This window comes from Uliginosibacterium sangjuense (assembly GCF_059132465.1).
On sequence record NZ_CP101132.1, the window covers coordinates 1639061 to 1664453 of the forward strand.

At 63.9% G+C, this 25393-nt stretch carries 23 protein-coding genes; 15 read left to right on the forward strand and 8 right to left on the reverse strand.

Translation table 11 applies throughout. The annotated features are described in order from the left end of the window. Positions 1 to 262: 262 nt before the first annotated feature. Positions 263 to 2803, forward strand: a complete 2541-nt coding sequence (locus NMB43_RS07435; RefSeq protein ID WP_494351516.1) for a carbohydrate binding domain-containing protein — start codon at positions 263 to 265, stop codon at positions 2801 to 2803. 67 nt (positions 2804 to 2870) lie between these two features. Here NMB43_RS07435 and NMB43_RS07440 read toward each other — a convergent pair whose 3' ends face one another. Further along, positions 2871 to 3707 (reverse strand): DNA ligase, encoded by an 837-nt coding sequence (locus NMB43_RS07440; RefSeq protein ID WP_494351517.1) that lies wholly within the window; start codon positions 3705 to 3707, stop codon positions 2871 to 2873. A 164-nt stretch (positions 3708 to 3871) separates the two neighbouring features. Here NMB43_RS07440 and NMB43_RS07445 point away from each other — a divergent pair, with 164 nt between their 5' ends. The 5 genes from NMB43_RS07445 to NMB43_RS07465 all read left to right on the forward strand — a co-directional run bounded on the left by NMB43_RS07445 (position 3872) and on the right by NMB43_RS07465 (position 10121). Beyond that, positions 3872 to 5611, forward strand: coding sequence for a vWA domain-containing protein (locus NMB43_RS07445; protein WP_494351518.1), 1740 nt, complete (start codon positions 3872 to 3874; stop codon positions 5609 to 5611). A 217-nt stretch (positions 5612 to 5828) separates the two neighbouring features. Next, a complete protein-coding gene (locus tag NMB43_RS07450; RefSeq protein ID WP_494351519.1) occupies positions 5829 to 6428 on the forward strand; it encodes an RNA polymerase sigma factor in 600 nt (199 codons plus the stop codon). After that, positions 6425 to 7801, forward strand: a complete 1377-nt coding sequence (locus NMB43_RS07455; protein WP_494351520.1) for a hypothetical protein — start codon at positions 6425 to 6427, stop codon at positions 7799 to 7801. Before NMB43_RS07450 ends, NMB43_RS07455 begins: the two co-directional genes overlap by 4 nt. A 37-nt stretch (positions 7802 to 7838) precedes the next feature. Next, complete coding sequence (locus NMB43_RS07460; RefSeq protein ID WP_494351521.1) at positions 7839 to 8633, forward strand: alpha/beta hydrolase; 795 nt, start codon at positions 7839 to 7841, stop codon at positions 8631 to 8633. Positions 8634 to 8858: 225 nt separating this feature from the next. Beyond that, the gene (locus tag NMB43_RS07465; RefSeq protein WP_494351522.1) at positions 8859 to 10121 is read left to right on the forward strand and encodes a hypothetical protein; all 1263 of its coding nucleotides are present in this window, start codon (positions 8859 to 8861) and stop codon (positions 10119 to 10121) included. A gap of 167 nt (positions 10122 to 10288) precedes the next feature. On the opposite strand, the gene NMB43_RS07470 is transcribed toward NMB43_RS07465, so the two are convergent. After that, entirely contained in the window at positions 10289 to 10765 is a 477-nt protein-coding gene (locus tag NMB43_RS07470) for an FKBP-type peptidyl-prolyl cis-trans isomerase (protein WP_494351523.1), read from the reverse strand. Positions 10766 to 10929: 164 nt separating this feature from the next. Then, on the reverse strand, positions 10930 to 12528 hold the full coding sequence (locus NMB43_RS07475) for a peptide chain release factor 3 (protein ID WP_494351524.1): 1599 nt from the start codon (positions 12526 to 12528) through the stop codon (positions 10930 to 10932). 93 nt (positions 12529 to 12621) lie between these two features. Between NMB43_RS07475 and NMB43_RS07480 the strand changes: the two genes are divergently transcribed. The 3 genes from NMB43_RS07480 to rpsI all read left to right on the forward strand — a co-directional run bounded on the left by NMB43_RS07480 (position 12622) and on the right by rpsI (position 14510). Next, positions 12622 to 13524 (forward strand): DMT family transporter, encoded by a 903-nt coding sequence (locus NMB43_RS07480; RefSeq protein ID WP_494351525.1) that lies wholly within the window; start codon positions 12622 to 12624, stop codon positions 13522 to 13524. Between the two features lie 147 nt (positions 13525 to 13671). After that, complete coding sequence (gene rplM, locus NMB43_RS07485) at positions 13672 to 14100, forward strand: 50S ribosomal protein L13 (protein WP_494351526.1); 429 nt, start codon at positions 13672 to 13674, stop codon at positions 14098 to 14100. Between the two features lie 14 nt (positions 14101 to 14114). Then, positions 14115 to 14510 carry a 30S ribosomal protein S9 gene (gene rpsI, locus NMB43_RS07490; RefSeq protein ID WP_494351527.1) on the forward strand — a complete coding sequence of 132 codons (396 nt, stop codon included), beginning with the start codon at positions 14115 to 14117 and terminating at the stop codon, positions 14508 to 14510. A 115-nt stretch (positions 14511 to 14625) separates the two neighbouring features. Here the strand turns inward: rpsI and folE2 are convergent, their stop codons facing one another. From folE2 to NMB43_RS07510, 4 genes are all read right to left on the reverse strand, one after another. Beyond that, complete coding sequence (folE2, locus tag NMB43_RS07495) at positions 14626 to 15438, reverse strand: GTP cyclohydrolase FolE2 (RefSeq protein WP_494351528.1); 813 nt, start codon at positions 15436 to 15438, stop codon at positions 14626 to 14628. An 86-nt stretch (positions 15439 to 15524) separates the two neighbouring features. Continuing rightward, entirely contained in the window at positions 15525 to 17396 is a 1872-nt protein-coding gene (gene dxs, locus NMB43_RS07500; RefSeq protein ID WP_494351529.1) for a 1-deoxy-D-xylulose-5-phosphate synthase, read from the reverse strand. Between the two features lie 23 nt (positions 17397 to 17419). Further along, on the reverse strand, positions 17420 to 18313 hold the full coding sequence (locus NMB43_RS07505) for a polyprenyl synthetase family protein (RefSeq protein WP_494351530.1): 894 nt from the start codon (positions 18311 to 18313) through the stop codon (positions 17420 to 17422). Then, positions 18310 to 18570, reverse strand: a complete 261-nt coding sequence (locus tag NMB43_RS07510) for an exodeoxyribonuclease VII small subunit (protein WP_494351531.1) — start codon at positions 18568 to 18570, stop codon at positions 18310 to 18312. The genes NMB43_RS07505 and NMB43_RS07510 overlap by 4 nt, the downstream gene beginning before the upstream one ends. Positions 18571 to 18683: 113 nt before the next feature. Here NMB43_RS07510 and NMB43_RS07515 point away from each other — a divergent pair, with 113 nt between their 5' ends. Further along, positions 18684 to 19790, forward strand: a complete 1107-nt coding sequence (locus NMB43_RS07515) for an aromatic ring-hydroxylating oxygenase subunit alpha (RefSeq protein WP_494351532.1) — start codon at positions 18684 to 18686, stop codon at positions 19788 to 19790. Here the strand turns inward: NMB43_RS07515 and NMB43_RS07520 are convergent. Next, a complete protein-coding gene (locus NMB43_RS07520) occupies positions 19787 to 20563 on the reverse strand; it encodes an NAD-dependent protein deacylase (RefSeq protein WP_494351533.1) in 777 nt (258 codons plus the stop codon). The genes NMB43_RS07515 and NMB43_RS07520 overlap by 4 nt on opposite strands. Positions 20564 to 20718: 155 nt before the next feature. Between NMB43_RS07520 and NMB43_RS07525 the strand changes: the two genes are divergently transcribed. From NMB43_RS07525 to NMB43_RS07545, 5 genes are all read left to right on the forward strand, one after another. Continuing rightward, positions 20719 to 21723, forward strand: coding sequence for a sulfate ABC transporter substrate-binding protein (locus NMB43_RS07525; RefSeq protein ID WP_494351534.1), 1005 nt, complete (start codon positions 20719 to 20721; stop codon positions 21721 to 21723). 67 nt (positions 21724 to 21790) lie between these two features. Next, entirely contained in the window at positions 21791 to 22702 is a 912-nt protein-coding gene (gene cysT / locus NMB43_RS07530; RefSeq protein WP_494351535.1) for a sulfate ABC transporter permease subunit CysT, read from the forward strand. Further along, positions 22699 to 23571: a sulfate ABC transporter permease subunit CysW gene (gene cysW / locus NMB43_RS07535; RefSeq protein ID WP_494351536.1), complete on the forward strand. Its 873-nt coding sequence runs from the start codon at positions 22699 to 22701 to the stop codon at positions 23569 to 23571. Before cysT ends, cysW begins: the two co-directional genes overlap by 4 nt. Next, positions 23568 to 24635: a sulfate/molybdate ABC transporter ATP-binding protein gene (locus NMB43_RS07540; RefSeq protein WP_494351537.1), complete on the forward strand. Its 1068-nt coding sequence runs from the start codon at positions 23568 to 23570 to the stop codon at positions 24633 to 24635. Before cysW ends, NMB43_RS07540 begins: the two co-directional genes overlap by 4 nt. 110 nt (positions 24636 to 24745) lie before the next feature. After that, positions 24746 to 25345, forward strand: coding sequence for a C40 family peptidase (locus NMB43_RS07545; protein ID WP_494351538.1), 600 nt, complete (start codon positions 24746 to 24748; stop codon positions 25343 to 25345). Positions 25346 to 25393 lie beyond the last annotated feature (48 nt).

Sequence of the window (25393 nt, forward strand, 5' to 3'; positions counted from 1 at the left end):
GACCTCCACGGGCGTGGTCCGGTCGCAGGCTCGCCCTCGGGCGCTCCCTGACAACCGGAAGGTTTCAGGATGAGGCCCAGACGCGCGGCTCGCATGCCGCATGGCTGCGGCATATCCGCACTTCCCCGGGGTGTCGCCTCCCCTGAAATCGCGTCAGTCATGCGGACGGTGTCCAGTGTAGGCGCGGCGGTGTGCGAGCGGCAAGTGTTTGGACCTGCGCGGTCGTAGAATGCGGGTCACTGAGTCGTCGGGAGAAATCCGCATGCTGGTCCGTTGCCTGTGTCTGTTGCTCGTGCTGTGCGGGGCGAACGTTCGTGCCGAGGATCTGTTCCCCTACGCGATGCCGTGGAACGACAACTCGCCGAACCTCACCAACCTGAGTAGCTGGAACGACAAGCCAGCCGGCAAGCATGGTTTCGTCACGGTGCGCGACGGGCATCTCTATGTCGGCTTCAAGCGCCTGCGCCTGATCGGTGTGAACATCGTGTTCGGTGGCGCTTTCCCAACCCACGAGGAAGCGGATGGCGTAGCCGCGCGCCTGGCGCGCCTGGGGGTCAACATCGCGCGTTTCCACCATCTGGATTCCAGTCCCGCGCCGCGTGGACTGCTGCAGAAGGACATGAAGACCATCGATCCGGCGCAGTTGGAGAAGCTCGACTACTTCATCGCCGCGCTCAAGCGCGAAGGGATCTACACCAACCTCAACCTGCATGTGGGCCGCAAGTACCCCGGCTTTGCCGATTGGGGTGAGAGCACGCCCAAGTACTGGAAGGGTGTCGACAACTTCTATGAGCCGATGATCGCGATGCAGAAGGACTACGCACGCGCGCTGCTCAGCCATGAGAATCGCTACACCGGCACGCGCTATGCGGAGGAGCCGGCGATCGCGCTGGTCGAGATCAACAATGAGAACGGCCTGCTACGCGAGTGGCGCGTTGGCTCGCTCAACGAAATGAACGAGCCCTACCGCTCGGCGCTGCACGACAAGTGGACGCAATGGCTGCGCGCGCGCTACCGCAGCAGCGAGGCGCTGGCCAAGGCCTGGGGCGCGCGCGAGGTGAGCCTGGGCTTCGAGATGCTGGACCCGCGCATCAACGCCATGCCCAACAGCGCGGGCTGGAATCTGCAGGTGGTCGGACAGGCGCAGGCCACCACGACCCTGGCCGCGCACGGTATCGGCGAATTGCGCGTCACCCGCCCGGGAGTCGAACGCTGGCATGTGCAGTGGCACCAGAGCCTATTGCGCTTCAAGGCTGGCGAACCCTACACCCTGAAGCTGCGCTTGCGCGCCGACAAGCCGCGCAAGATCAAGCTGATGGCCATGCAGGCCCATGCGCCCTGGGCTTACCTGTGGAGCACCGAGGTGCAGGTTGGCACGGCGTGGCGCGACCACCGCTTCACCTTCGCTCCCACCGAGGGTGACGACATCGCGCGCCTGACCATTGGTGACCTCGGCCAGCAGACGGGCAGCCTCTTCGTGGCTGACGCGAGCCTGCGCCATGGCGGCACGCTAGGGCTGGATGAGGGCGAGTCGCTTGAGCAAGGCACGGTGCGCATGTCGAGCACTGGCGATTTCCTCAGCCGCACGCTGGAAGGTCAGCGCGACTGGCTGCGCTTCCTGTGGGACACCGAGCTGGCGTACTGGAACGGTATGCGCGACTTCCTCCGCAACGAGCTGAAAACGCGCGCGCTGGTCATCGGTACCCAGGTGTCCTACAGTCCTGGCAGCATACAGGGCGAGATGGACGTGGTCGATGGCCACGCCTATTGGCAGCACCCGACATTCCCCGGCAAGCCCTGGGACCCGGACAACTGGAGCATCGGCAACAAACCCATGGCCGGCGTCGATGGTGCGGGCACGCTGGCGGACCTGGCACTGCGTCGCGTGCCGGGCAAGCCTTTCGTCGTGACCGAGTACAACCACGCCGCGCCGACCGACTACCCCGGCGAGACCCTGCCACTGCTCGCCGCTTACGCCGCGATGCAGGATTGGGACGGCATCTTCCTCTACAGCTATGGCGCGCATGACGGCAACTGGAACCCCGGGCGCATCGTCAATTTCTTCGATGCCCACAGCGACCCGGTCAAGATGAGCAGCCTCGTGGCGGCGGCTGCGCTGTTCCGCCGGGGCGACGTGTCCAGTTCAGGCAGCCCGAGCGACAAGGAGCCTTCGCAGACTCTGCAGCTCGACGCCTTGCGGCGCAGCCACCGCATGCCCTCGGCCGACGCCTGGGGCGTGCCGCGCAATCTGTCGCTGGTCAAGCCCGTCTCCGTGGGCAGCGAAGCACAGGAAGTGCCGCCCACGCCGATCCGCAGCCGCAGTGGTGAGCTGACCTGGGGTGCGGAGAAGAAGGCGACCGTGACCATCGACACCGAGCGCAGCAAGGGGCTGATCGGTGCTCGCATGCGCGAAGCCTTCAGCGCCGACGGGGTTCAACTCGAACTCCTGGAGGCCCGCAATGACAGCGGCGTGCTGATGACCACCCTGCTCGAAGGCAAGAGTTTCGGCGCCAAGGGGCGAGTGCTGATCACCGCACTGGGCGGACAGGAGAACACCGGCCAGCGCTGGCTCGACGACAAGCAGCGCAGCAGCCTGGGCCGCAATTGGGGCAAGGCGCCGGTGCTGGTCGAAGGCATCCGCGCCCGTGTAACCCTGCCGGTCGCTGCGAAGCGGGTGAGTGCCTGGGCGCTGGACGAGCGCGGTAACCGGCGCGCACCGCTCAAGGTGTCCGGCGACAAGGAGACTCTGTTGGAGCTGGGGCCGCAGTACAAGAGCCTGTGGTACGAGGTGGAGGTGCGTTAAGCGCGTTCTGTCGTTCGCGGGGCTTGTTGCTGGTGGGTTGCCGCTATGCGTCGAACCCACCCTAACTTCAAGGTTCCCTCACCCGCAGGAAGTTGGCGAAACGCGGCAGACCATTTGGGGTGAGGTCGCGGTAGCGGTAGGTCACCAGGCTGCCGATCGGGGGCGGTTTGGCGCGTAGCGCATCCGTCAGTCCACTGCCCAGTTTGAAGCGCTTGCCATCCGGCATCTCCATCAGCAATGCGCCGGTCTGCCCGGCGTACTTGCCCTGACCGGGTACATGGCCGACCACTCTGGCCTCGGTATCCAGGTAGGGTTTCAGTTTCAGCAGCACATCGCTGCGGCCAGTCTGGTACGGGGCATCGGCCAGATGCAGCATCAGGCCTTCGCCCCCCGCTTTCACCACCTCTGCCAGCTTGCGCTTGAGCGTGGCTGCATCGGCCACACGAACCTGTTCGATGACCTGCAGCCAGGGCGTGCCCGTGCGCTTCACCACAGCCTGCATCTGGGTGATGCGCGCGCTGAAGTCGCCGCTGCCGCCGGGCAACTCGAACAGCATGTAGCGCACCTGCCGCCACTCCGCATCCACCGGCTCGGTGCGGCGCACGATGGCCGACACCTCGTCGAAGCGGCCCCGGCCGATCCACAGCTCGCCGTCCAGGGCTTCGGGTGGCAGGCCGGCCGTGAACCATGCAGGTGCGGGGATCGGGTTGCCGGCACGCGAGCGCAGCACCTTGCCATCCCAGATGCCGCGCACCCCATCCAGTTTCTCGCTGACCCAGTACGCCTGCGGCGAGAGGCCGTCGCGATACACATTGGCCAGCAGAATGTCCGGCACCGCAGCCCGGGAGGCGAAGCTGGCGGTGGCGATGAGCAGTGAGAGCAGGGCAGTCAGCAGCGCGCGCATGGGAGGCTTTCGATGGAAACCCAGGCGCAGGCTAAGCCGTGGCGCAGAGGCGGTGAAGCGGACTTCCGGGCGAGCAAGTGCTGAAGAATATTTTTACTGACTTAACCCCGATTCCGTTTGTGCCCCGTTTCAGGTTCACACCCTTCAACCCAGGAGCCTGAAACATGAACACGCCCAAACATGCCAGCCCGGTCTGTACTGTCCTCATCCTGAGCCTGCTGGCCGCCTGCGCCGGCACGCCCCAGGACGCACAGCAAAGCACGGCCGACCCGGCCGGGCAGACGACGCTGGCGAAGTCGGCCGATGTCACGACGCAAGCGGGTGCGGTGGCCCAGGTGACACCACCCGCCGCGCCAGCCCCTGCCGACAGCCGTGTCGTCATGGAAGATCGTCGCGCCCAACCGGCCATGAAGCTGGCCCGCGAATCGGTGGCGGCCATGCCTTACGTGACCATGCCCGCACCCATGGTCATGCCGCAGCCCGAGAACCGCGAGCGTTACGGCCAGATCACCGACAACCCGATCAAGCTGGTGGCCGAGGCTCCGGTGTCGACCTTCTCGGTCGATGTGGATACCGGCAGCTACAGCAATGTGCGCCGTCTGCTCAACGCCGGGACTTTGCCGCCCAGTGACGCGGTGCGCGTGGAGGAACTGATCAACTATTTCCCTTACGACTACGCCCAGCCGCGTGACGGCCGGCCTTTCGCGGTGCACACCGAGCTGGCCCCCGCGCCGTGGAATGCCGAGCGGGTACTGCTGCGCGTCGGCATCAAGGGCATGGACGTCGCCAAGGAAAGCCTGCCGCCAGCCAACCTCGTGTTCCTCGTCGACGTCTCGGGCTCGATGGAAAGCGCGGACAAGCTGCCGTTGCTGAAGTCCTCGCTCAAGCTGCTGGTCAAGGAGATGCGCGCACAGGACCGCATCTCGCTGGTCACCTATGCGTCCGGTACCCAGGTCGTGCTGCCGCCTACGGCCGGCAGTGAGAAAGCCACGATCACCGCCGCCATCGATGCGCTGCGCGCGGGGGGCAGCACAGCCGGCGCCTCCGGCATCCAGCTCGCGTACTCTGCCGCGCAGCAGAGCTTCATCAAGGGCGGCATCAACCGCATCCTACTGGCCACCGATGGCGATTTCAACGTGGGCATCAGCGACACCCGCCAGTTGAAGAGCCTCGTGGAGGAGAAGCGCAAGAGCGGCATCTCGCTGTCGACGCTGGGCTTCGGTACCGGCAACTACAACGAAGCGATGATGGAGCAGGTCGCCGATGTGGGCGATGGCGCATATTCCTACATCGACAGCCTGATGGAAGGCCACAAGGTTCTGGTCAATGAGATGACATCCACATTGGCGACCATCGCCAAGGACGTGAAGGTGCAGATCGAGTTCAACCCGGCCGTGGTGAAGGAATACCGCCAGATCGGCTACGAGAACCGTCAGCTCAATCGCGAGGATTTCAACAACGACAAGGTGGATGCCGGCGACATCGGCGCCGGCCACACCGTGACCGCGCTGTACGAGCTGACACTGGCCGAGGCCAAGGGCAGCGTCGAGCCGCTGCGCTATGCCGCACCGACGAATGCCAATGCGGTGCTGAGCAAAGAGCTCGGCCACCTGCGTTTGCGCTACAAGCAGCCCGCCGGCGACAAGAGCGAGCTGATCGAGATCGCCCTGCAACGCGAGGCCATCAAGCCGCTCGCCCAGGTCAGCAGCGAGTTCCGTTTCGCCACCGCCGTGGCGGGCTTCGGCCAGGTGTTGCGCGGGGGTAAGTACTGCGGCGACTGGGGCTACGCCGAAGCGCGCAGCCTGGCGGCCGAGAACGTCGGCCGCGATCGTTTCGGGTATCGCGGCGAGTTCCTGCGACTGGTCGACCTTGCGCAGACATTGGGCGCGCAGCCGAAGCTGTAGCCTGGATGGCGCGCAGCGGAATCCGGGATGCACAGCCCCGGATTCCTGCCTGCGGCCTGCATCCGGGCTACGCGACTGCCTTCGCAGGGGCGACGATGGGCGGAGAGATGGGGTGCGTCCATATTCCGTCATTCCTGCGCAGGCAGGAATCCAGTGTCTTTCAGGCCTTTATCGACATGCTGCGAAACCCCTTGCGCCGCGAACCGAACGCTGAGTCGTGCCGGTCTATACTCGCCGCATGCCGACGACGCTGACCCCCGACCTTGCTTCGCTGCCCGATGAAGAGCTGATGCTCCTGGTGGCGCGCGGCATCGTCGAGCAGCCCGCCACCGAGCTCTTCCGCCGCCACAACCGGGCGCTCTACAACTTCGTGGCCTGGCAGTGCCAGGGCAACCTGGCCGAGGCGGAGGACATCACGCAGCGCACCTGGGAGAAGCTCATGACCCGCTGCGCCGACTACGCGCCGACCGCCGCGTTCCGCACCTATCTCTTCCAGATCGCGCGCAACCTGTGGCTGGACCTGCGCCGCTCGGCAGCCGAGACGCAGCGCGAGGCCCTGGACGAGGCGCACCTGGAAGTCCCCAGCGAAGACCTCACGCCAGAAGCGGAACAGGCGCTGCGCCAGAATCTCGATCAGGTGCACAAGGCCTTGATGGCATTGCCGGCCACGCAGCGCGAAGTGGTGGTGTTGCGCTTCTTCAGTGACATGAGCCTGGAAGAGGTCGCACATACGTTGGGCGAGGGCTTCGAGACGGTGAAGAGCCGCCTGCGCTACGCCTTCGCACGCTTGCGGCGCGAGCTGGAGTCGTCGGCATGAGCACGCGCGACGATAGCTCCCAGCACGACAGCTTCCAGTCTTTCCTGCAAGGCGAAGATCGCCTCGTCGCCTTGCTGCGGGCCTTGCCAGCCTACACGCCGCCGGCTTCGCTGGAACAGGCTTTCATGGCGGCTGCGCGCGCGGCGCAGCTCGCCGCGGAGCAGGGCCGTACGGCTGCCGCGCCCGCCGTCACAGATTTCGGCTTCGCGCCACCGCCCAGCCTGGAAGCCAATTTCCGCCAGCTTGCGGCCAGTGTGGACGCGGCACAGGCCACGCGTCGTGAGGCCTTGCTGGGCGAGATCGCCCAAGGCAGATCGCCGGCCGAAGCGCTGGGTGTGGATGTGCGTGCCGAGACAGCCGCCTGGCTGGCGCGCCGCGCGCAAGAGCAGGCCGTGCCACCACCGGAGAGCAAAGCGCAGCCGCGCCGGCCCTGGGCTTTCCTGCACTGGAAGGGGCTGGGCCTGGCCGCCAGTGCGGCGCTGGTGGCCGCGGTGATGACGCAGCTTTTCCTGCCGGGCAATGTGCCGAGCACCGAACTTGCCATGCAGGAAGCATTCGAAGGCGCAGCTCAGCCGGCTCCGTCCGCTCCCCAGGTCGCGACGGCGCCGCAAGCGCCCGCAGCCGCACCCGCTGCCAGGCACGCTTCTCCCAAGGCAGATGCTGCCTCGGTGCAGGCGCGCAAGCCGGCTCAGTCGCAAGCCGAAGCCGCGCCGTCCAGCACCGTGGGGGCCGCTGCGCCTGCCATTGCCATGCAGGATGCGCGCCCTCCGGCAGAGCCGAAGCCCGTAGACACGGCGGACGCGAAGCTTGCCAAGGCGCTACCTTCCGCGCCAGCGTCGAGCGAACTCGCGCGCAGTGCAGCGGACGCACCGCCGCCCGCTGTCGCCGCTGCGCCTGCCGCATCGGCCTTGCTCGAACGTCGCAGCATGGCTGCCGCGCCGGCTCCGGCCCCCGCAGCGGCACCGGCGCCTGTTGTCAGTGAGCGCGCGCGCGAATCCCATGAGGCGATACCTCCGGGCACGGCTGCGCCAGCCGCGCCGGCGCGCGCACCGATTGCTGCGAAATTGTCCGCGCCTGTGACCGAAAACCTGCGCGTGACGCTGGCCGACGATCCCGTCGTCATCGCAGCGCGCCTGCCTGTACGTGACAAGGGCCTGACCTGGGCACTCTACGCGGCGCAGCCCGATCTACCGGCGCTACGCGCCTGGGCCGAGCGCCTGCGTGCGCAGCCCGCGCTGCAAGGGAGTGCGGCGCTGCTGATCTTGCGCGACAAGGACTTGCCGCCGGATGCGCTGCGCATCGTCGTGCCATCCAATCCGCCGGCCGACGAGGCCGCTTCCACGCCTGCCGCGCCGTCTGCTCCCGCCGAGTAGGGGCCTGCTTCCTGACGCTTAGCCACGCTTGAGACACATGCGAACCATTCTGCTGATCCTGCTCGTCCTCTCCCTCTGCTATGTCGCGCTGGTTGGCATCATGATCGCGCGGCAGGAGAAGTTGCTGTTCTACCCGATCAAGCTGCCGGAGGATTTCCAGTTCAACAAACCCGGCGTGGTCGAGCGGCAGATTGCCGTGCCCGGTGCGACACTTTCCGCGCTGCACTTCAAGCAAGCGGATGCGAAGGGGCTGATCTTCTTCCTGCACGGCAACGCCGGAAACCTCGACATATGGTTGCCTTCAACTGACCTCTACCAGCGCGTCGGCTACGACCTGTTCATGCTCGACTACCGTGGCTTCGGCAAGAGCACGGGGCAGATCGCCAGCGAAGCGCAACTGCATGCCGACGTGCTGGCCGCCTGGCACAGCGTGGCGCCCGAATACGCCGGCAAGCCCATCGTCATTTACGGCCGCTCGTTGGGCTCGGGCCTGGCGACGAAGCTGGCCACACAGGTCGACGCTGCCTTGCTGGTGCTGGTGTCGCCCTTCACCAGCTTCGTGCAACTGGGCCGCGAACACTTCCCCTGGGTACCGCCGCAGATCACGCGCTATCCGATGCGCAGTGAAGACTGGCTGCGCGCGACGAAGACCCCTGTGTTCATGGTGCACGGCGCCCGCGACGACCTCGTGCGCCTGAGCCACGCCGAAGCCTTGAAGGCGCAGCGGCCGGATGCGGAGCTGGTTGTGCTGCCTGAAGCCGGGCACAACGACATCCAGGACTTTCCCGCGTATTTTGAGGCGCTGGCGGGGCGGCTGGGGCGCATTCGTTGAGGGGCCGGTTTGTAGGGTTGGGCTCCGATGGAGGTACCGCCGGCCGCAGCCAAGTGGCTTCAGGCTCCGAGCGATAGATTTGGTGGAGCCGATGCGTGTTTCGCCCGACGACCATCCGGGGGGCGCGGTAGTGTTCGGGCTGTACGACATGTTTTTACAAGATGAACGGTGACATAAGTCGCGATCTCAGTGTTGTCTCGAAACCAGCTTCCTTGGAAGTTACGTATGGAACTACCTAGCCGTATTCCCAAGCCCTTCGCCGCTTGGCTTGAGAAGGCATATGCGCTTGCACTAATGGCTCGAGAAGCGGTTGAGCATAGGGTTGCTAGCATTCCTTGCCAGGAGGCCGTTGTACGGCAATGGGAAACTGGCCTACCTGATATGGCGGCCAAGAATTACCCAGGGTGTGACTTAGATTCGTATCTCGTTCAAACTCGTCTATCCAAGGAGATTGACAAACTTGAGCGTTACTACAGAGAGTTGCCTGAACGTCTTGAAGAGTACGCCTCAGCCTTAGATAACATTGATCGGACCGTCAAGAGCGTGCTTGATGTCGCTGTTCGCTTTACAGCCGATAAGCACACAGTACCTTGGCCAGCAACTCCGAGTGTGCTGATGTATGAGGCGTGGCCGACCAGTTGGCCGTCGCGCCAGAGCTTTGTTAAAACGGTCGAATCCCGCGACTTAGAGCACCCTTTAGCGACAAAAAGTGTTCTGCCGCCGCCGAGGAGGCCGAGGTTGAAGCCATTTGAACTGCAAATTGGGGGCCAGAGGATTTACTTACAGGCCCGTTACGAAGACGGGATCTCATACTTCAAACAGAGCCTCGATGACTTTCTCTTCGGATCGTCTTCTTCTCGCTGGCTCTCAATTACCGAGGCATTCAGATGTGGCATTTGTTGGCCTCAATTGGATTGCTATCTGGCCGAGTGTCAGAAACCTTGGCTACCCAGAGACTTTGTTGGCGAATACTTTGGCCTACGTGGTTTCTTGGAGCGCAGCGATGAGTTGGCAGATGTTATGGCTAAAATCTCCCCTGAAGCAGGGCGTTGGTATCTAGCTCAACCCCCTTCTTCATACCAATGGAATAAATTTACATCTGTTGAGCAAGGCTATATTCAAGAGCTGTGTACAATTGATGTGGCTGTGTGGGGGCCACAGATGCCAACTGTCGAATTGCTCAGGCGTATCCCTTTTGCAGAGTTAAGGTCGCTCTATGAGCTAGTAAATTTGCCGATACCAAGGGGCTACGCTGACGCTGCTAAACGTTATGTGTTGTTAGCAGAGGCTGTGGGTGATGACTTCATCAGGAGCCGAGCTAGCCATTTTCATGATCTCGCAAACACGATCTATGTGCGTGAAATCAATGGTTGGGATAGAGAGTATCGTCTTGGACCTCGTGCACGCGCAAACGTGCTGGTGAGTACTTTAACTACTCTCCATGAGGGCGACCGGGGGGCACTCGAGGTGATTAGTTGGGGTCAGTAAGCAGTGATGGCTGCAAATAGCTCGGTTGCGATGGAGGTTCCGGGGTCTTGTTTGGCCGTGTGTTCCTGGATTCTGCTTCGCTGCTTCCGGATTACAGCAAAGCATAAAGCCCTGGCACAGCCGAGGCGTTTTGCTTTCACGCGGCGCAAAGCCGCAGGCCATTCCACTCAGTGGTGATGCCCATGCTCACCATGCACGTGCTGGTGGGCGATTTCTTCCGCCGTGGCGGTGCGCACGTCGAGTACCTTGGCGGTGATTCGCAGTCCTTTGCCGGCCAGCGGGTGGTTGCCGTCGAGCAGCACGACCGGGCCCTTGATCTTGGTGACGAAGTAGTGGCGCGGCAGGCCGTCGGGGCCAAGGCGTTCGATCTGGCCGCCGACCTTCACGCCGGGCGGGAATTCGGCCTTGGGCATCTCGGTCACCAGCGCTTCGTCGCGCGGACCGAAGGCTTCATCCACGCTCAAATCCAGGGTGATCTGGAAGCCTTTTTCCTGGCCTTCCAGTGCGGCTTCGATCTTGGGGAAGATGTTGTCATAGCCGCCATGCAGGTAAGACATGGGGGCCTTGCCCGGGTCGATCAGCATGCCCTTGTCGTCGCTGACCTTCAGCGTGACGGTGACGGCGGTGTCTTTTGCAATCTTCATGGCGGTGTCTCGGTGTGATGGCATGCGGTCTTCGCGTAATTAGAAGCCGTAACAAAATGGAGTGAAGCGAAGCGTAACGGTTCTGGCTAGGCGCGCCGACGAAGACAGTACAGGTAGTACGGCAAGGAGGCGCAACAACGCCAGAACCATTTTGTTACGGCTTCTTAGTAGATTTCGCGGGTTTCGAGGAAGGTTACGTTGGGGTGGCGTTCCTGCGACATCTGCAGGTTCACGCGGTTCGGCGCGAGGTAGACGTAGTCGCCGGCGCCATCCAGCGCCATGTTACCGGGGGCCTTGTCGAGCAGGGCCTTGATGTCTTCGTCCTTGCCGCGCAGCCAGCGCGCGGTGGCCCAGGCGCAGGGCTCGAACACGCATTCGACGCCGTACTCGGCTTCGAGGCGGTAGGCCACCACGTCGAACTGCAGCACGCCGACGGCGCCCAGGATCAGGTCGTTCGATGCCAATGGCTTGAAGAGCTGGGTGGCGCCTTCCTCAGCGAGCTGTTGCAGGCCCTTCTGCAGCTGTTTCATCTTCAGCGGGTTCTTGATCTGCGCGCGGCGGAACAGATCCGGCGCGAAGGAGGGGATGCCGGTGAACTTGAGGTCTTCGCCTTCGGTGAAGGTGTCGCCGAGACGGATGCTGCCGTGGTTCGGGATGCCGATGATGTCGCCGGGGAAGGCTTCATCGGTGGTGTTGCGGTCCTGCGCCATGAAGGTGATGGCGTTGTTGACGGCCAACGTCTTGCCCTGCGACACCTGCTTGATCTTCATGCCGCGCTCGAAGCGGCCAGAGCACACGCGCATGAAGGCGATGCGGTCGCGGTGCTTGGGGTCCATGTTGGCCTGGATCTTGAACACGAAGCCGGAGAACTTGGCTTCCTCGGGCTGCACCTCGCGGCTCTCGGCGGCGCGCGCCAGCGGCGGTGGGGCGTAGTCGACCAGCGCATCCAGCACCGATTGCACGCCGAAGTTGTTCACCCCGGAGCCGAAGAACACCGGTGTCTGCTTGCCGGCGAGGTACTTGGTCTTGTCGAAGGTGTGCGAGGCGCCGCGCACCAGCTCGACTTCCATGCGCAGTTCCTCGGCCTGCTCGGCGATGAGCTCGTCCAGGCGCGGGTTGTTGAGGCCCTCGATGACTTCCGAGGTGCCTTTCTCGGCATGCGGGTCGAAGAAGGAAATGGTGTCGTTGTAGAGGTGGTACACGCCACGGAAGCGCTTGCCCATGCCGATCGGCCAGGTCATCGGCGCGCATTCCATCTCCAGCGTCGACTCGATCTCGTCGAGCAGGTTGATCGGTTCCTTGCCTTCGCGGTCTAGCTTGTTGATGAAGGTGAGGATGGGTGTGTCGCGCATGCGGCACACGTTCAGCAACTGGATCGTGCGCGACTCCACGCCGTTGACCGAGTCGATGACCATGACGGCGGAATCGACGGCGGTGAGTGTGCGGTAGGTGTCTTCCGAGAAGTCCTCGTGGCCCGGGGTGTCGAGCAGGTTCACGATGGCGTCGCGGTAGGGGAACTGCATGACCGAGGAGGTCACCGAGATGCCGCGCTGCTTTTCCAGCTCCATCCAGTCGGAGGTGGCGTGGCGGGCCGCCTTGCGCGCGCGGACTTCGCCGGCGACCTGGATGGCGCCGCCGAACCACAGCAGCTTCTCGGTCAGGGTCGTCTTACCCGCATCCGGGTGGGAAATGATGGCGAAGGTGCGTCGCCGCGCAAGCTCGGTCTGGATCTGCGTCACGATGGTGGGGTGGCCGGCGGACATGTCGGCCGAAAGATAAAAACCATCAATTGTACCCGTCGCGACAAGGGAGCCGAAACGGTAAACTGCGCCGCTTGCCCTCACGTAGTGCCTCGCATGCCCTCCCAACGTCTTTCTCCGCTCGGCCTGTTGCTGTTGGCCGGCCTGGCCCTTGGCTGGGGCATCAACTGGCCTGTCATGAAACTGGTGCTGTCCGAGGTGCCGCCGCTCACCTTCCGGGGGCTGTGTCTGGTGGTCGGTGGATTGGGCATCTTCGGGCTGGCGCGGGCGGCCGGGCACACGCTGGCAATCCCGCAAGGGCGCATGGCTCAGGTGTGGGTGCTGGTCGTCACCAACATCATCGGCTGGAACATCTTCGCTACCTACGGCGTGATGAACCTGCCTTCGGGCCGCGCCGCGCTGCTCGGCTACACCATGCCGCTATGGTGTGTGCCCCTGTCGGTCTGGCTGCTGCATGAGCGCCTGGACGGGCGTCGCATCCTGGCCTTGCTGCTGGGCTTGGCCGGCGTGGCGGTGCTGATGGGCGAGAACATCCTGCATCTGGCGCAGGCTCCGATAGGCATAGGCCTCATGGTGGCCGCAGCCTGGTGCTGGGCGCTGGGCATGGTGCTGATGAAGCGCTTCGCGATTCCGGTCAGCACGGTGGTCCTGACGGGCTGGCAGATGCTGCTGGGTGGGTTGCCCTTGCTGGCGGCTGCTTGCGTGGTCGATGGGTTGCCCGCCGCCTGGCCCAGCGCGGCGGTCAATTGGGGTCTGATCTACAACGTGCTGGTCGGTTTCATGTTTGGTTACTGGGCCTGGAACAAGTTGGTGCTGCTGGTGCCGATCTCGGTGTCCTCGCTCTCTTCGCTGATCACGCCGCTGGTGGGCATCCTGGCCGGCGCCGTCATGCTGGGTGAGCAGCCGGGCTGGCCGGAAGCGATCTCTGCCGCCTTGATCCTGGGCGCGGTGGCGGTGATCAACACGCGGGGCAGAGCGGCCGCGGCTCCTCAGGAGTGAGTGCCCACGGCTTGACACGGGGCTTGGCGCGGGATAGAGTCGCGGGCTCTTTGCTTTGGTGGCTTCCGGCTGATGACGGTTCGGGGTCGCAGTAACCAAAGCCACAACAACAAGGTTTCCAAGAAACTAAGTCTGAAGGAACTCATGATGGGTACGTTTTCCGCCAAGTCCCACGAAGTCAAGCGTGACTGGTTCGTGGTTGACGCCAGCGACAAGGTGCTCGGCCGTCTGGCCAGCCAGATCGCTCACCGCCTGCGTGGCAAGCACAAGCCTGAATACACCCCGCACGTTGATACCGGTGATTTCATCATCGTCGTCAACGTCGAGAAGCTGCGTGTGACCGGCGCCAAGGCGCTGGACAAGAAGTACTACCGCCACTCCGGTTACCCGGGCGGTATCTACGAAACCAACTTCACCAAGCTGCAACAGCGCTTCCCGGCGCGCGTGCTGGAAAAGGCCGTCAAGGGCATGCTGCCCAAGGGCCCGCTCGGCTACGCCATGCTCAAGAAGCTGAAGTGCTACGCCGGTGGCGAGCACCCGCACAGCGCGCAGCAACCCAAGACTCTCGACATCTGAACCAGGAGCGCATGATGCCCGTCGGACAATACAACTACGGTACTGGTCGTCGCAAAACTGCGATCGCCCGTGTTTTCATCAAGGCTGGCTCCGGCAAGATCGTCGTGAACGGCAAGCCGCTGGACCAATTCTTCTCGCGCGAAACCGGCCGCATGATCGTGCGTCAGCCGCTGGAGCTGACCGAGAACGTCAACCGCTTCGACATCATGGTCAACGTGACCGGTGGTGGCGAGTCCGGCCAAGCCGGCGCGGTGCGTCACGGTATCACCCGTGCCCTGATCGACTACGATGCGAACCTGAAGGGTGCGCTGAAGAAGGCTGGCTTCGTGACGCGTGACGCGCGTGAAGTCGAGCGTAAGAAGGTCGGTCTGCACGGCGCCCGTCGTCGTAAGCAGTTCTCGAAGCGCTGATATCCAGCGCTTCCGCAGAAAAGCCCGCTTTGGCGGGCTTTTTTGTTGCCGGTACGACGGCGCAGACAAACAAAAGCCGCCTGTAGGCGGCTTTTTGCTTGGTGTGACGCCCAGCTCAGCGGCGGCGCTTGTCGTTCTCGATCAGTGCATAGGCCGAGTGGTTGTGGATCGACTCGAAGTTCTCGGATTCCACCACGTAGGCATCAATGCGGTCTTCGTTGTTCAGCGCCACGGCCACGTCACGCACCATGTCTTCGACGAACTTCGGGTTGTCGTAGGCGCGTTCGGTCACGTACTTCTCGTCCGGGCGTTTGAGCAGGCCGTACAGCTCGCAGGAGGCCTGGGCTTCGACCATCTGGATGATTTCTTCGAGCCAGATGTGGCTGTTCACGGTGGCCGTCACGGTGACGTGCGAGCGCTGGTTGTGCGCGCCGTACTCCGAGATCTTCTTGGAGCATGGGCACAGGCTGGTGACCGGTACCACGACCGACATCTTCAACGTGTAGCTGCCGCCGGCTTTGATCTCGCCGATGAAGGTGACTTCGTAGTCGAGCAGGCTCTGCACGCCGGAGACGGGTGCGGCCTTGTTGACGAAGTAGGGGAAACGCATCTCGATGTGGCCGGTCTCGGCTTCCAGGCGTTGCACCATCTGGCGCAGCATGGGCTCGAAGGACTCGACGGAGATTTCGCGGTCGTGGCTGTTGAGGATTTCCACGAAGCGCGACATGTGGGTGCCCTTGAAGTTGTGGGGCAGGCCGACATACATGTTGAACGTGGCGATGGTGTGCTGGATGCCGGCGCTGCGATCCTTGACGCGCACGGGATGGCGGATCGACTTGATGCCGACCTTGTCGATCGCGATGTGGCGACGGTCTTCGGAACCTTGCACGTCCGGCATCGTGGCCAGATCTGTGGTCGTGTGAGACATGGGTAATGCTTCCTCAGGGGGCGGGCAGATGGGCTTGGGGGCTGCCCGAAGGAACCGACTCTAATATAGTTGAGCAAAATGCTCAACTATTGGGGCGATTTCGCTGTGCTATCAAGCCGCTGGCGGATGCTGGCCAGAATGCCGGCGCAATCGAGCCCGATCTGGGCCAGCAACTGGGCCTGGTCGCCATGGTCGATGAAGTGGTCGGGCAGGCCCAGGCGCAGCACGGGCGTGTGGCTACCCTGTTCGGCCAGCACGCGCTGCACTTCACTGCCGGCGCCACTGATGACGGCATTTTCTTCCAGCGTGACCAGCAGTTCGTGTCCGTCCGCCAGCGTGCGAACCAACTCGACGTCCAGCGGTTTCACGAAACGCATATTGGCGACGGTCGCATCCAGCTCTTCGCCAACCTGCAGGGCTTCGCGCAGCAGGCTGCCGAAGGCCAGCAGGGCGACCCGCTTGCCCTGACGGCGGATTTCGCCCTTGCCGACCGGCAGGGTGTCGAGCGCCTGCGACGGTGTTGTGCCGAGGCCGCTGCCACGCGGGTAGCGGACGGCCGTGGGCTGGTCCAGTTTGTAGGCGGTGCTCAGCATGCGGCGGCATTCGGCTTCGTCGGCCGGCGTCATGATGACCAGCCTGGGGACGCACAACAGGTAGGACAGGTCGAAGGCGCCATGGTGCGTGGCGCCGTCGGCGCCGACCAGACCGCCACGGTCGATGGCCAGCATCACCGGCAGGTTTTGCAGCGCGATGTCATGGATCAGTTGATCGTAGGCACGCTGCAGGAAGGTCGAGTAGATGGCTACCACCGGCTTGAGGCCTTCGCAGGCCAGGCCGGCGGCAAAGGTCAGGGCGTGCTGCTCGGCGATGCCGACGTCAAAGTAGCGCGCCGGAAACTCCTGCTCGAAGCGCACCAGGCCGGAGCCCTCACGCATCGCCGGGGTGATCGCGACCAGGCGCTCGTCGGCCTTGGCCATGTCGCACAACCAGTCGCTGAACACTTGGGTGTAGGTCAGCTTGCCGCCGGATTTCCCGCCTTGGATGCCCGCGCTCTGATCGAACTTGCCAACGCCGTGGTACAGGATGGGATCTGCTTCGGCCAGTTTGTAGCCTTGCCCTTTGCGGGTGACGACGTGGAGGAACTGCGGGCCCTTGAGTTGCCGGAGGTTCTGCAGCGTGGGCACCAGCACGTCCAGGTCGTGGCCGTCGATGGGGCCGATGTAGTTGAAGCCGAACTCCTCGAATAGGGTGCTCGGCGTGACCATGCCCTTGACGTGTTCTTCCACGCGCTTGGCCAGCTCCAGCATGCTTTGCGAGACGCCCAGCACTTTCTCGCCGGCGCGGCGGGCGAAGTTGTAGGTCTTGCCCGACAGCATGCGCGCCAGGATGTTGGTCAGCGCGCCCACCGGCGGCGAGATCGACATCTCGTTGTCATTCAGGATCACCAGCAGATTGGCGTCCATCACGCCCGCGTTGTTCATGGCCTCGAAGGCCATGCCGGCAGACATGGCGCCATCGCCGATGACGGCGATCGCGCGGCGGTCCTCGCCGCGCTGCTTGGCGGCCACGGCCATGCCCAGCGCGGCCGAGATCGAGGTCGACGAATGCGCCGTGCCGAAGGTGTCGTAGCCGCTCTCGCAGCGGCGCGGAAAGCCCGAGATGCCGCCGAATTGGCGCAGGCCGGCCATGGCCTCGCGGCGCCCGGTCAGTATCTTGTGGCCGTAGGTCTGATGTCCCACGTCCCACACGATGCGGTCGTCCGGCGTGTTGAACACGTAGTGCAGCGCGATCGTCAGCTCGACGGTGCCGAGATTAGAGGACAGATGCCCCCCCGTCTTCGAGACGGATTCGACGAGGAAGGCGCGCAGCTCATCGGCCAGGGTATCGAGTTGCTTGCGCTCCAGTTGTTTGAGCTCGGCGGGGGAGTTGATCGTTTCCAGCAGGGGATAGGACGACATGGCGGAATGTGGTGTGGCAGCCATTAGAAGGGCCGGCTGACGATGTAGTCGGTGATTTCGAGGAGGCGTTGTGCAGCGGCGCCAAAGGGAGCCAGCGTGGCACGCGCCTCGTGACTGAGCTCGTGCGCCAACTCGCGCGATTCTGCCAGGCCCAGGATGCTCACATAGGTCGGCTTGTCGTGTGCTGCATCCTTGCCCGCGGTCTTGCCCAGGGTGGCGGTATCGGCGGTGGCATCGAGGATGTCGTCGACCACCTGGAACAGCAGGCCGATGCATTTGGCGTAGTGGTCCAGGCGTTCGCGCTGGGCTTCGTCGAGCGTGCCGGCCAGCGCGCCCATGATGACGGCGGCGCGGATCAGCGCGCCGGTCTTGTGGATGTGCATGAACTCCAGCTCGGGGCGCGTCAGCGGCTTGCCGACCGAGGCGAGGTCGATGGCCTGGCCGCCCGCCATGCCGCGCGAGCCTGCGGCGCGGGCCAGGCAGGCGGCGGCCTGCAACTGGCGCGTCGCGTCGTCGAACACGCCCGGCGCGCAGATCAGCTCGAAGGCCAGGGTCTGCAGTGCGTCGCCGACGAGCAGCGCGGTCGCCTCGTCGTACTGCACGTGTACGGTGGGCTTGCCACGGCGCAGGGCATCATCGTCCATGCAGGGCATGTCGTCATGCACCAGCGAGTAGACGTGGATGCACTCGACGGCGCAGGCGAGGGTATCGACACGCTCGGCATCGGCGCCGGCGAGCTCGCCGGCGGCATGCGCCAGCAGCGGACGCACCCGCTTGCCGCCCCCCAGCGTGGTGTAGCGCATGGCTTCGTGGAGGCGCTCCGGCGCCTGGCCGGCGGCGGGCAGGCGCGCTTCCAGCGCGGCTTCGGTGCGACGCTGGATGTGGGCCATCCAGTCCTGGAACTTGGGTTCGCTCATCGCGTGTTGTCGTCCTCATTGCGGCCCAGTGGCCCTTGGTCGAAATCGCTCAGCGTGTCGCCTTCGAGGATGCGGATCTGCTGCTCGGCGGCTTCCAGCCGGCCGCGGCACTCCTTCAACAGCAGCACGCCGCGTTGGTACTGGGCCAGAGCTTCTTCGAGCGGAAGACTGCCGGATTCCATGGCTGCGACGATTCTTTCGAGTTCGGCGAGGGTCTGTTCGAAACTCGGGGGGGCTTCGGTTTTCTTGGCGGGCATGTGTTTTCGTGGGTCCGACGCGGAGCTTGGCTTCAGGGCTTAACCCGCAGGAAGCCTGCAATTATAATTGAACGCTTTTCGTTTCCGGCCCTCGAAACGCCTGGAGCTAGGGAATGTCCGATATCGCCTCTCACCGCATCCTCGCGCCCGCCGCCTCGCAACTGCCCGTGGCGGCCTATTTCGACGAGCAACTCTTCGAGCAGGAGAAGCGTCTGCTCTTCGATGCCGGCCCAGGCTATGTCGGCCATGAGCTGATGGTGCCCGAGCGCTTCGACTACCAGTCGCTGGCCTGGATGGACCATGCACGCACGCTGATCCGCAATGAGGACGGAGTGCACCTGATGTCCAACGTGTGCCGCCATCGCCAGGCCATCATGCTGGAAGGACGTGGGCAGGCGCGCAATGTCGTGTGTCCGATCCATCGCTGGACCTACGATAGCCAGGGCGCGCTGATCGGCGCACCGCATTTTCCGCAGAATCCTTGTCTGAACCTGGGCCGGCAGAAGCTGGAGTCCTGGAACGGCCTGCTGTTCAAGGGGCCGCGCTCGGCTAACGCGGATCTCGGAGGGATGCAGCTTGCCAGTGAACTGGATTTCTCCGGCTATGTGCTGCATCACGTCGAACACCACGAGTGCAACTACAACTGGAAGACCTTCATCGAGGTCTATCTGGAGGATTACCACGTCGCCCCCTTCCATCCTGGGCTGGGCAATTTCGTCACCTGTGACGACCTGACCTGGCAGTTCGGTGACTGGTATTCGGTGCAGCGGGTGGGCATCACTTCCCTGAAGAAGTCTGGCACCCCGACCTACGAGCGCTGGCACAAGGCCGTGCTGGATTTCTATAACGGCGAGCTGCCGCCGCATGGTGCGATCTGGCTGACCTATTTCCCCAACATCATGGTGGAGTGGTACCCGCATGTGCTGGTGGTGAGCCATCTCATTCCGCAGGCGGTGAACAAGACCTTGAACGTGGTCGAGTTCTATTACCCGGAAGAGATCGCCGCCTTCGAGCCCGACTTCATTGCAGCCGAGCAGGCTGCCTACATGGAGACGGCGATCGAGGACGACGAGATCGGCGAGCGAATGGATCGCGGTCGTCTGGCACTGCTCAAGCAAGGCACCAACGAGGTTGGACCCTACCAGTCACCGATGGAAGACGGCATGCAGCACTTCCACGAGTTCTATCGTCGGGTGATGGGCCAGCACTTGCGCGGCTAATCGGCGCGCAGGGCCGCCCACAGGGCCTGCATTGCGTCAGCCGCGCCGCAGCGCCAGGCGTGGTGGGCGTAGCGGCTGACCTCGGTGGTGCCGGGATTGATCTCGATGGCCAGTGCGCCGATTTGCCGAGCGATCGCAAAAGGTTGTGCGATATAGGGGAAGACGCTGGTCGTGCCGATCGAGAACACCAGGTCGTAACCCTCGTCGAGCACTTGCGACAGACGTCGCAGGGCCAGGGTCGGCAGAGCTTCGCCGAAGAGCACGACGGCCGGTCGCAGCGGCCCCGCGCATTTCGGGCAGGGCGGGGGAAGCGGGCTGAGCTGGGCGTAGTCCGGCACGCTCAACTCATGTGCGCAGTCCATGCAGAAGAGCTCGAACAGGTCACCGTGGATCTCGATCAGATCGCGGCTGCCGGCCTGACGATGGAAACCGTCGATGTTCTGTGTCAGCACCGTGGTGGGCACGATGTCCTGCAGGCGGGCGATGATCTCGTGGGCCGCGTTGGGGCCTGCCGCGCGGCAGGCAGATTCGATCTGTGCCAGGTACTTCCAGCTCAGGTCCGGGCGTAGCTGCATGACCTCGCCAGACAAGGCCACCTCGATCGGCAAGCCTTCTTCGGTGTGCTGGTCGTTGTACAGCCCGCCGATGCCGCGATAGGTTGGCAGGCCTGAGTCGGCCGAGATGCCGGCACCGGTGATCACCAGTACGCGGCGAGCGTGCCGCAGGCGCGGGATCACCGTCTCCAGGCCGGGCAGGTGAGGGGGCTTCTTCATGCGTGTTCCGTGCTGCAAGTTAGGGCAATGGTAACCCGCGTGGTACTGCTGCGGTTTGCGTGTATGTGAATTGGTTATAAGCAATTGCCTGATTTCGGCTTTTTTGTTCTATTCGGTGCTTCGATAATGCGGCTTCCCTATTGGAGAGCCGCAACATGAATCGACAAAACCTCCGTGCCCTGCTGGCCGTCACCGCACTTGCCTTCGGGCTGGGTAATGCCCAGGCGCAGACGACTCTGCTCAACGTGTCCTACGACGTCGCCCGCGATGTGTTCAAGGACTACAACCCCAAATTCGTTGCAGCCCACAAGGCCAAGACCGGTGAAACGGTCGAGGTCAAGCAATCGCATGCCGGCTCCACTAAGCAGGTGCGCGCAGTGGCCGATGGCCTGGAGGCCGACGTGGTGACCATGAACCAGGCCACCGACATCATGTTCCTGGCCGAGAAGGGGCTGGTGGCTGCTGACTGGAACAAGAAGTTCCCGAACAATGCTTCGCCCTATACCTCGACCATGGTGTTCATCGTGCGCAAGGGCAATCCGAAGGCCATCAAGGACTGGAGCGATTTGACCAAGGCCGGCACCTCGATCATCATTCCGCACCCCAAGAACACGGGCAACGGTCGCTACACCTATCTCGCGGCCTGGGGCTACGCGCAGCGCCAGCCTGGCGGCAACGACAAGAGCGCGGCGGCCTTCGTCGGTCAGTTCCTGAAGAATGCACCGCTGTTCGCGGCCGGTGGTCGCGATGCCACGACGACCTTCATGCAACGTGGCCAGGGTGATGTGCTGATCACCTTCGAATGCGAGGCAGAGTTGATTGCGCGCGAATTCGGTCGGGGTGGCTTCGAGGTGGTCTATCCCTCGCAATCGGTGCTGACCGAGTTCCCGGTTGCCGTCGTCGAGAAGTTTGCCGACAAGCACGGCACCCGCAAGCAGGCACAGGCCTACCTGGAATACCTGTGGAGCAAGGACGGCCAGGAAAATGCCGCGCAGAATTACCTGCGTCCGCAGGACCCGGAAGTGTTCAAGAAGTACGCCGCACAGTTCCCGACCGTCAAGACCTTCACGGTGGAAGAAGTGTTCGGTGGCTGGGACAAGGCCTTTGCCGCCCACTTCAAGGACGGCGGCAGCTTCGATCAGGTCTATCAGTCGAAGTAAGCGTGCCGGGCTGAAACCCGTACAATCCGGGCCGCCATTTCGGCGGCCCTCATTTTTGTCCGTGCCAATGTCATCTCGTTCGCAACATCGCGTCTTGCCCGGCTTCGGCCTCTCGTTGGGCTATGCGCTGGTCTATCTTTCGCTGCTGGTGCTGATCCCGCTGGGCGGGCTGATCGCCAAGAGCGCCAGTCTGTCGCTGGCCGAGTTCTGGGACATCGCCACCACCGAGCGGGCGCTGGCGTCTTATCGCGTGAGCTTTGGTTCGGCGCTGGTCGCCGCCATCGTGAATGCCTTCTTCGGCCTGGTCGTGGCCTGGGTGCTGGTGCGCTACGAGTTCCCGGGCAAGCGTCTGGTCGACGCCTTCGTCGATCTGCCCTTCGCGCTGCCCACCGCGGTGGCCGGTATCACCCTGACCACGCTGTATGCCGGCAATGGCTGGCTGGGCCAGTTCCTGGAGCCGGCCGGCTTCAAGGTGGCGTTCACGCCCAATGGCATCATCGTGGCGCTGATCTTCATCGGCATCCCCTTCGTCGTGCGCACGGTGCAGCCGGTGATTGAGGACATCGAGCCCGAGGTGGAGGAGGCCGCTGCCACGCTGGGGGCGAGCCGCTGGCAGACCTTCCGCCGCGTGCTGTTCCCGGCCCTGTTTCCGGCGTTGCTGACGGGTTTCACGCTGGCCTTCTCACGCGCCATCGGCGAGTTCGGCTCGGTGATCTTCATCGCCGGCAATATGCCCCTGGTGTCCGAGATCACGCCGCTGCTGATCATCTCCAAGCTGGAGCAGTACGACCTGATCGGCGCCACCGTGCTGGCCGTGGTGATGCTGGTCATCTCCTTCATCCTGCTGCTGACCATCAATCTGTTGCAGTGGTGGACGGCCAATCGGCATACCCATCGCGGTGGCGCCGAGCTGGCGCCCCCTCTCCCTGAGCCTCCCTCATCGGTTGCGCCGGGCGTCAAGACCGGGGGTGCCGTATGAGCGGGATCCGCCGCGTCAATACCGAGTCGCGGGCGACTCGTGGCCTGCTGATGGTGCTGGCCTTCGGCTTTCTGTTCCTGTTCCTGGCGCTGCCGCTGGCCGCGGTGTTCTCGGAGGCCTTCAAGCAGGGCTTCGATCTGTACTGGCAGGCCTTGCAAGAGCCAGACACGCTGTCCGCGATCTGGCTGACGATCATCGTGGCGCTGATCGTGCTGCCCTTCAACATCCTGTTCGGGGTGGCGGCTGCCTGGTCCATCGCCAAGTTCGATTTCCGTGGCAAGAGCTTGCTGATCACGCTGATCGACCTGCCGTTCGCGGTGAGTCCGGTGGTGGCCGGCCTGCTGTTCATCCTGATCTTCGGGCGCCAGGGCTGGCTTGGCCCCTGGCTTCAGGCCAATGACATCAAGATCATCTTCGCGTTGCCGGGCATGATCATCGCGACCTTGTTCATCACCGTGCCCTACATCGCGCGCGAACTGATCCCCCTGATGCAGGCGCAGGGCAAGGACGAGGAGGAAGCGGCCGTGTCGCTGGGAGCTTCCGGCTGGCAGATGTGGTGGCGGGTGACCCTGCCCAACATCAAGTGGGGCCTGCTGTACGGCGTGATCCTGTGCAATGCGCGCGCCATGGGCGAGTTCGGCGCGGTCAGCGTGGTCAGCGGCCACATTCGTGGCGAGACCAACACGCTGCCGCTGCATGTGGAGATTCTTTACAACGAATACAACGCCGTGGGCGCCTTCGCGGCCGCCTCGGTGCTGGCGCTGCTGGCCCTGGTCACTCTGGTGGCCAAGACCATCGTGGAATGGCGCATGAACAAGGAGACGGCGATGCTCAACGCCGAGCTGCCGCCGGAGAAAACTGCATCATGAGTATCGAAGTCCGCAACATCACCAAGCGCTTCGGCAACTTCGTCGCGCTCGACAATGTGTCCCTGGAAATCCCGACCGGCGAGCTGGTCGCGCTGCTGGGCCCGTCTGGCTGTGGCAAGACGACCCTGCTGCGCATCATCGCCGGCATGGAGTCGGCCGACGAGGGCCAGGTGCTGTTCCATGGCGAAGAGGCCACGCACGTGCATACGCGCGAACGCAATGTCGGCTTCGTGTTCCAGCACTACGCCTTGTTCCGTCACATGAGCGTGTTCGAGAACGTGGCCTTCGGCCTGCGTGTGAAACCGCGTGACCAGCGTCCCTCCGAGGCTGCGATCCGCGACAAGGTCATGAGCCTGCTGAAGCTGGTGCAGCTCGACTGGCTGGCCGAGCGCTATCCCTCGCAGCTCTCCGGCGGCCAGCGCCAGCGCATCGCGCTGGCGCGCGCGCTGGCGGTGGAGCCCAAGGTGCTGTTGCTGGACGAGCCCTTCGGTGCGCTGGACACCCAGGTGCGCAAGGAGCTGCGCCGCTGGCTGCGCCGCCTGCATGACGAGATGCACATTGCCTCGGTGTTCGTCACGCACGACCAGGAAGAGGCGCTGGAGGTGGCCGACCGCGTGGTGGTCATGAACCAGGGCCATATCGAGCAGCTTGGCACCCCGGACGAGGTCTACACCGCACCGGCCACGCCTTTCGTGTATCGCTTCCTGGGCAATGTGAACGTGTTCCACAGCCGCCTGCACGGTAACTGGGCCGAGGTCGAGCGCCAGGAGGGCGCGGCCGAGATGCAGGCTTTCGTGCGCCCGCACGACATCGAGATCGAGCGCGAGGCCTCGACGGGCGCGCTGTCGGCCAAGGTGGTGTACGTGCAGGCCATCGGGCCGATGGTGCGCATCGAGGTGGAGCACCAGGGCGAAATCTTCGAGGTGGAGTTGTCGCGCGAGCGGCATGACCGCCTGGCCTTGGCGGAGGGCGACGCGGTGTGGCTCAGGCCACGCAACGTGCGGGTTTTCCAGGGTAACCAGATGCTGGATGCGCGCCTGTTCGACCAGGGCGGCGGCATCTGAATGCGACCGGCGGACCTGGCGGCGCCCGTCGCGGCCAGTCTGCCTTCGATCAATCCGCATTCATGTCAAGGGTTTACAGCATGAATCGGGGCGTTTTATAGTCCGCCCCGATGTTTGCCAAGAAAACGCTTATCTTCCTGTTGGCCGTGTGTGCATCTGCCCCCCTGCGGGCGGAAGATGCCGCACCGGAGTTGGTGCAGACTGCCAGCCCCGCGCCGGCAGCGCCCAGTACGGTCAGCATGCTGCTCGAACGCGCCTCGTCCTACCTGGGCATCAAGTACCGCCTGGGTGGGGATGGCCCCACGGACGGCGGCTTCGATTGCAGCGGCCTGGTGCGCAAGGTGTTTGGTGATGCCATCGGCCTGAATCTGCCGCGTACCGCTCAAGAGATGGCCTCGCTGGGCGACAAGGTGGGCAACAAGTCCGACCTCAAGCCGGGCGACCTGGTGTTCTTCAAGACGATGCGTCGCACTTTCTCGCACGTCGGCATCTACCTGGGTGACAACCGTTTCGTGCATGCCCCCTCGGCTGGCGGCCGCGTGCGCGTGGATGACATGCGCGACTCTTATTGGGTCAAGGCCTTCAAGGGTGCTCGCCGGCTTGTGCCGGAGGCCCATGCGGCGACGCTGCCTCCGCTGCCGCAGGTGCCCGCGCCGCACCCCGCCATCGGGGCGGGCGACTCTGCCAGTCCGGCGCGCGACGCGCGCTGATCGTCAGCCGCCGCTTGGCGGCTTTTTCTTTTAGGGCCTGTTCACATT

What these genes read in the sequence shown, in the direction of transcription:
- NMB43_RS07435 (WP_494351516.1), top strand. Translation starts at nt 263, where the DNA reads ATGCTGGTCCGTTGCCTGTGTCTGTTGCTCGTGCTGTGCGGGGCGAAC.
- folE2 (WP_494351528.1), bottom strand. Translation starts at nt 15,438, where the DNA reads ATGTCTCACACGACCACAGATCTGGCCACGATGCCGGACGTGCAAGGT.
- NMB43_RS07540 (WP_494351537.1), top strand. Translation starts at nt 23,568, where the DNA reads ATGAGTATCGAAGTCCGCAACATCACCAAGCGCTTCGGCAACTTCGTC.
- NMB43_RS07445 (WP_494351518.1), top strand. Translation starts at nt 3,872, where the DNA reads ATGAACACGCCCAAACATGCCAGCCCGGTCTGTACTGTCCTCATCCTG.
- cysT (WP_494351535.1), top strand. Translation starts at nt 21,791, where the DNA reads ATGTCATCTCGTTCGCAACATCGCGTCTTGCCCGGCTTCGGCCTCTCG.
- NMB43_RS07465 (WP_494351522.1), top strand. Translation starts at nt 8,859, where the DNA reads ATGGAACTACCTAGCCGTATTCCCAAGCCCTTCGCCGCTTGGCTTGAG.
- NMB43_RS07460 (WP_494351521.1), top strand. Translation starts at nt 7,839, where the DNA reads ATGCGAACCATTCTGCTGATCCTGCTCGTCCTCTCCCTCTGCTATGTC.
- dxs (WP_494351529.1), bottom strand. Translation starts at nt 17,396, where the DNA reads ATGTCGTCCTATCCCCTGCTGGAAACGATCAACTCCCCCGCCGAGCTC.
- NMB43_RS07475 (WP_494351524.1), bottom strand. Translation starts at nt 12,528, where the DNA reads ATGTCCGCCGGCCACCCCACCATCGTGACGCAGATCCAGACCGAGCTT.
- NMB43_RS07520 (WP_494351533.1), bottom strand. Translation starts at nt 20,563, where the DNA reads ATGAAGAAGCCCCCTCACCTGCCCGGCCTGGAGACGGTGATCCCGCGC.
- rpsI (WP_494351527.1), top strand. Translation starts at nt 14,115, where the DNA reads ATGCCCGTCGGACAATACAACTACGGTACTGGTCGTCGCAAAACTGCG.
- NMB43_RS07515 (WP_494351532.1), top strand. Translation starts at nt 18,684, where the DNA reads ATGTCCGATATCGCCTCTCACCGCATCCTCGCGCCCGCCGCCTCGCAA.
- NMB43_RS07505 (WP_494351530.1), bottom strand. Translation starts at nt 18,313, where the DNA reads ATGAGCGAACCCAAGTTCCAGGACTGGATGGCCCACATCCAGCGTCGC.
- NMB43_RS07545 (WP_494351538.1), top strand. Translation starts at nt 24,746, where the DNA reads ATGTTTGCCAAGAAAACGCTTATCTTCCTGTTGGCCGTGTGTGCATCT.
- rplM (WP_494351526.1), top strand. Translation starts at nt 13,672, where the DNA reads ATGGGTACGTTTTCCGCCAAGTCCCACGAAGTCAAGCGTGACTGGTTC.
- NMB43_RS07455 (WP_494351520.1), top strand. Translation starts at nt 6,425, where the DNA reads ATGAGCACGCGCGACGATAGCTCCCAGCACGACAGCTTCCAGTCTTTC.
- NMB43_RS07510 (WP_494351531.1), bottom strand. Translation starts at nt 18,570, where the DNA reads ATGCCCGCCAAGAAAACCGAAGCCCCCCCGAGTTTCGAACAGACCCTC.
- NMB43_RS07480 (WP_494351525.1), top strand. Translation starts at nt 12,622, where the DNA reads ATGCCCTCCCAACGTCTTTCTCCGCTCGGCCTGTTGCTGTTGGCCGGC.
- NMB43_RS07470 (WP_494351523.1), bottom strand. Translation starts at nt 10,765, where the DNA reads ATGAAGATTGCAAAAGACACCGCCGTCACCGTCACGCTGAAGGTCAGC.
- NMB43_RS07440 (WP_494351517.1), bottom strand. Translation starts at nt 3,707, where the DNA reads ATGCGCGCGCTGCTGACTGCCCTGCTCTCACTGCTCATCGCCACCGCC.
- NMB43_RS07525 (WP_494351534.1), top strand. Translation starts at nt 20,719, where the DNA reads ATGAATCGACAAAACCTCCGTGCCCTGCTGGCCGTCACCGCACTTGCC.
- cysW (WP_494351536.1), top strand. Translation starts at nt 22,699, where the DNA reads ATGAGCGGGATCCGCCGCGTCAATACCGAGTCGCGGGCGACTCGTGGC.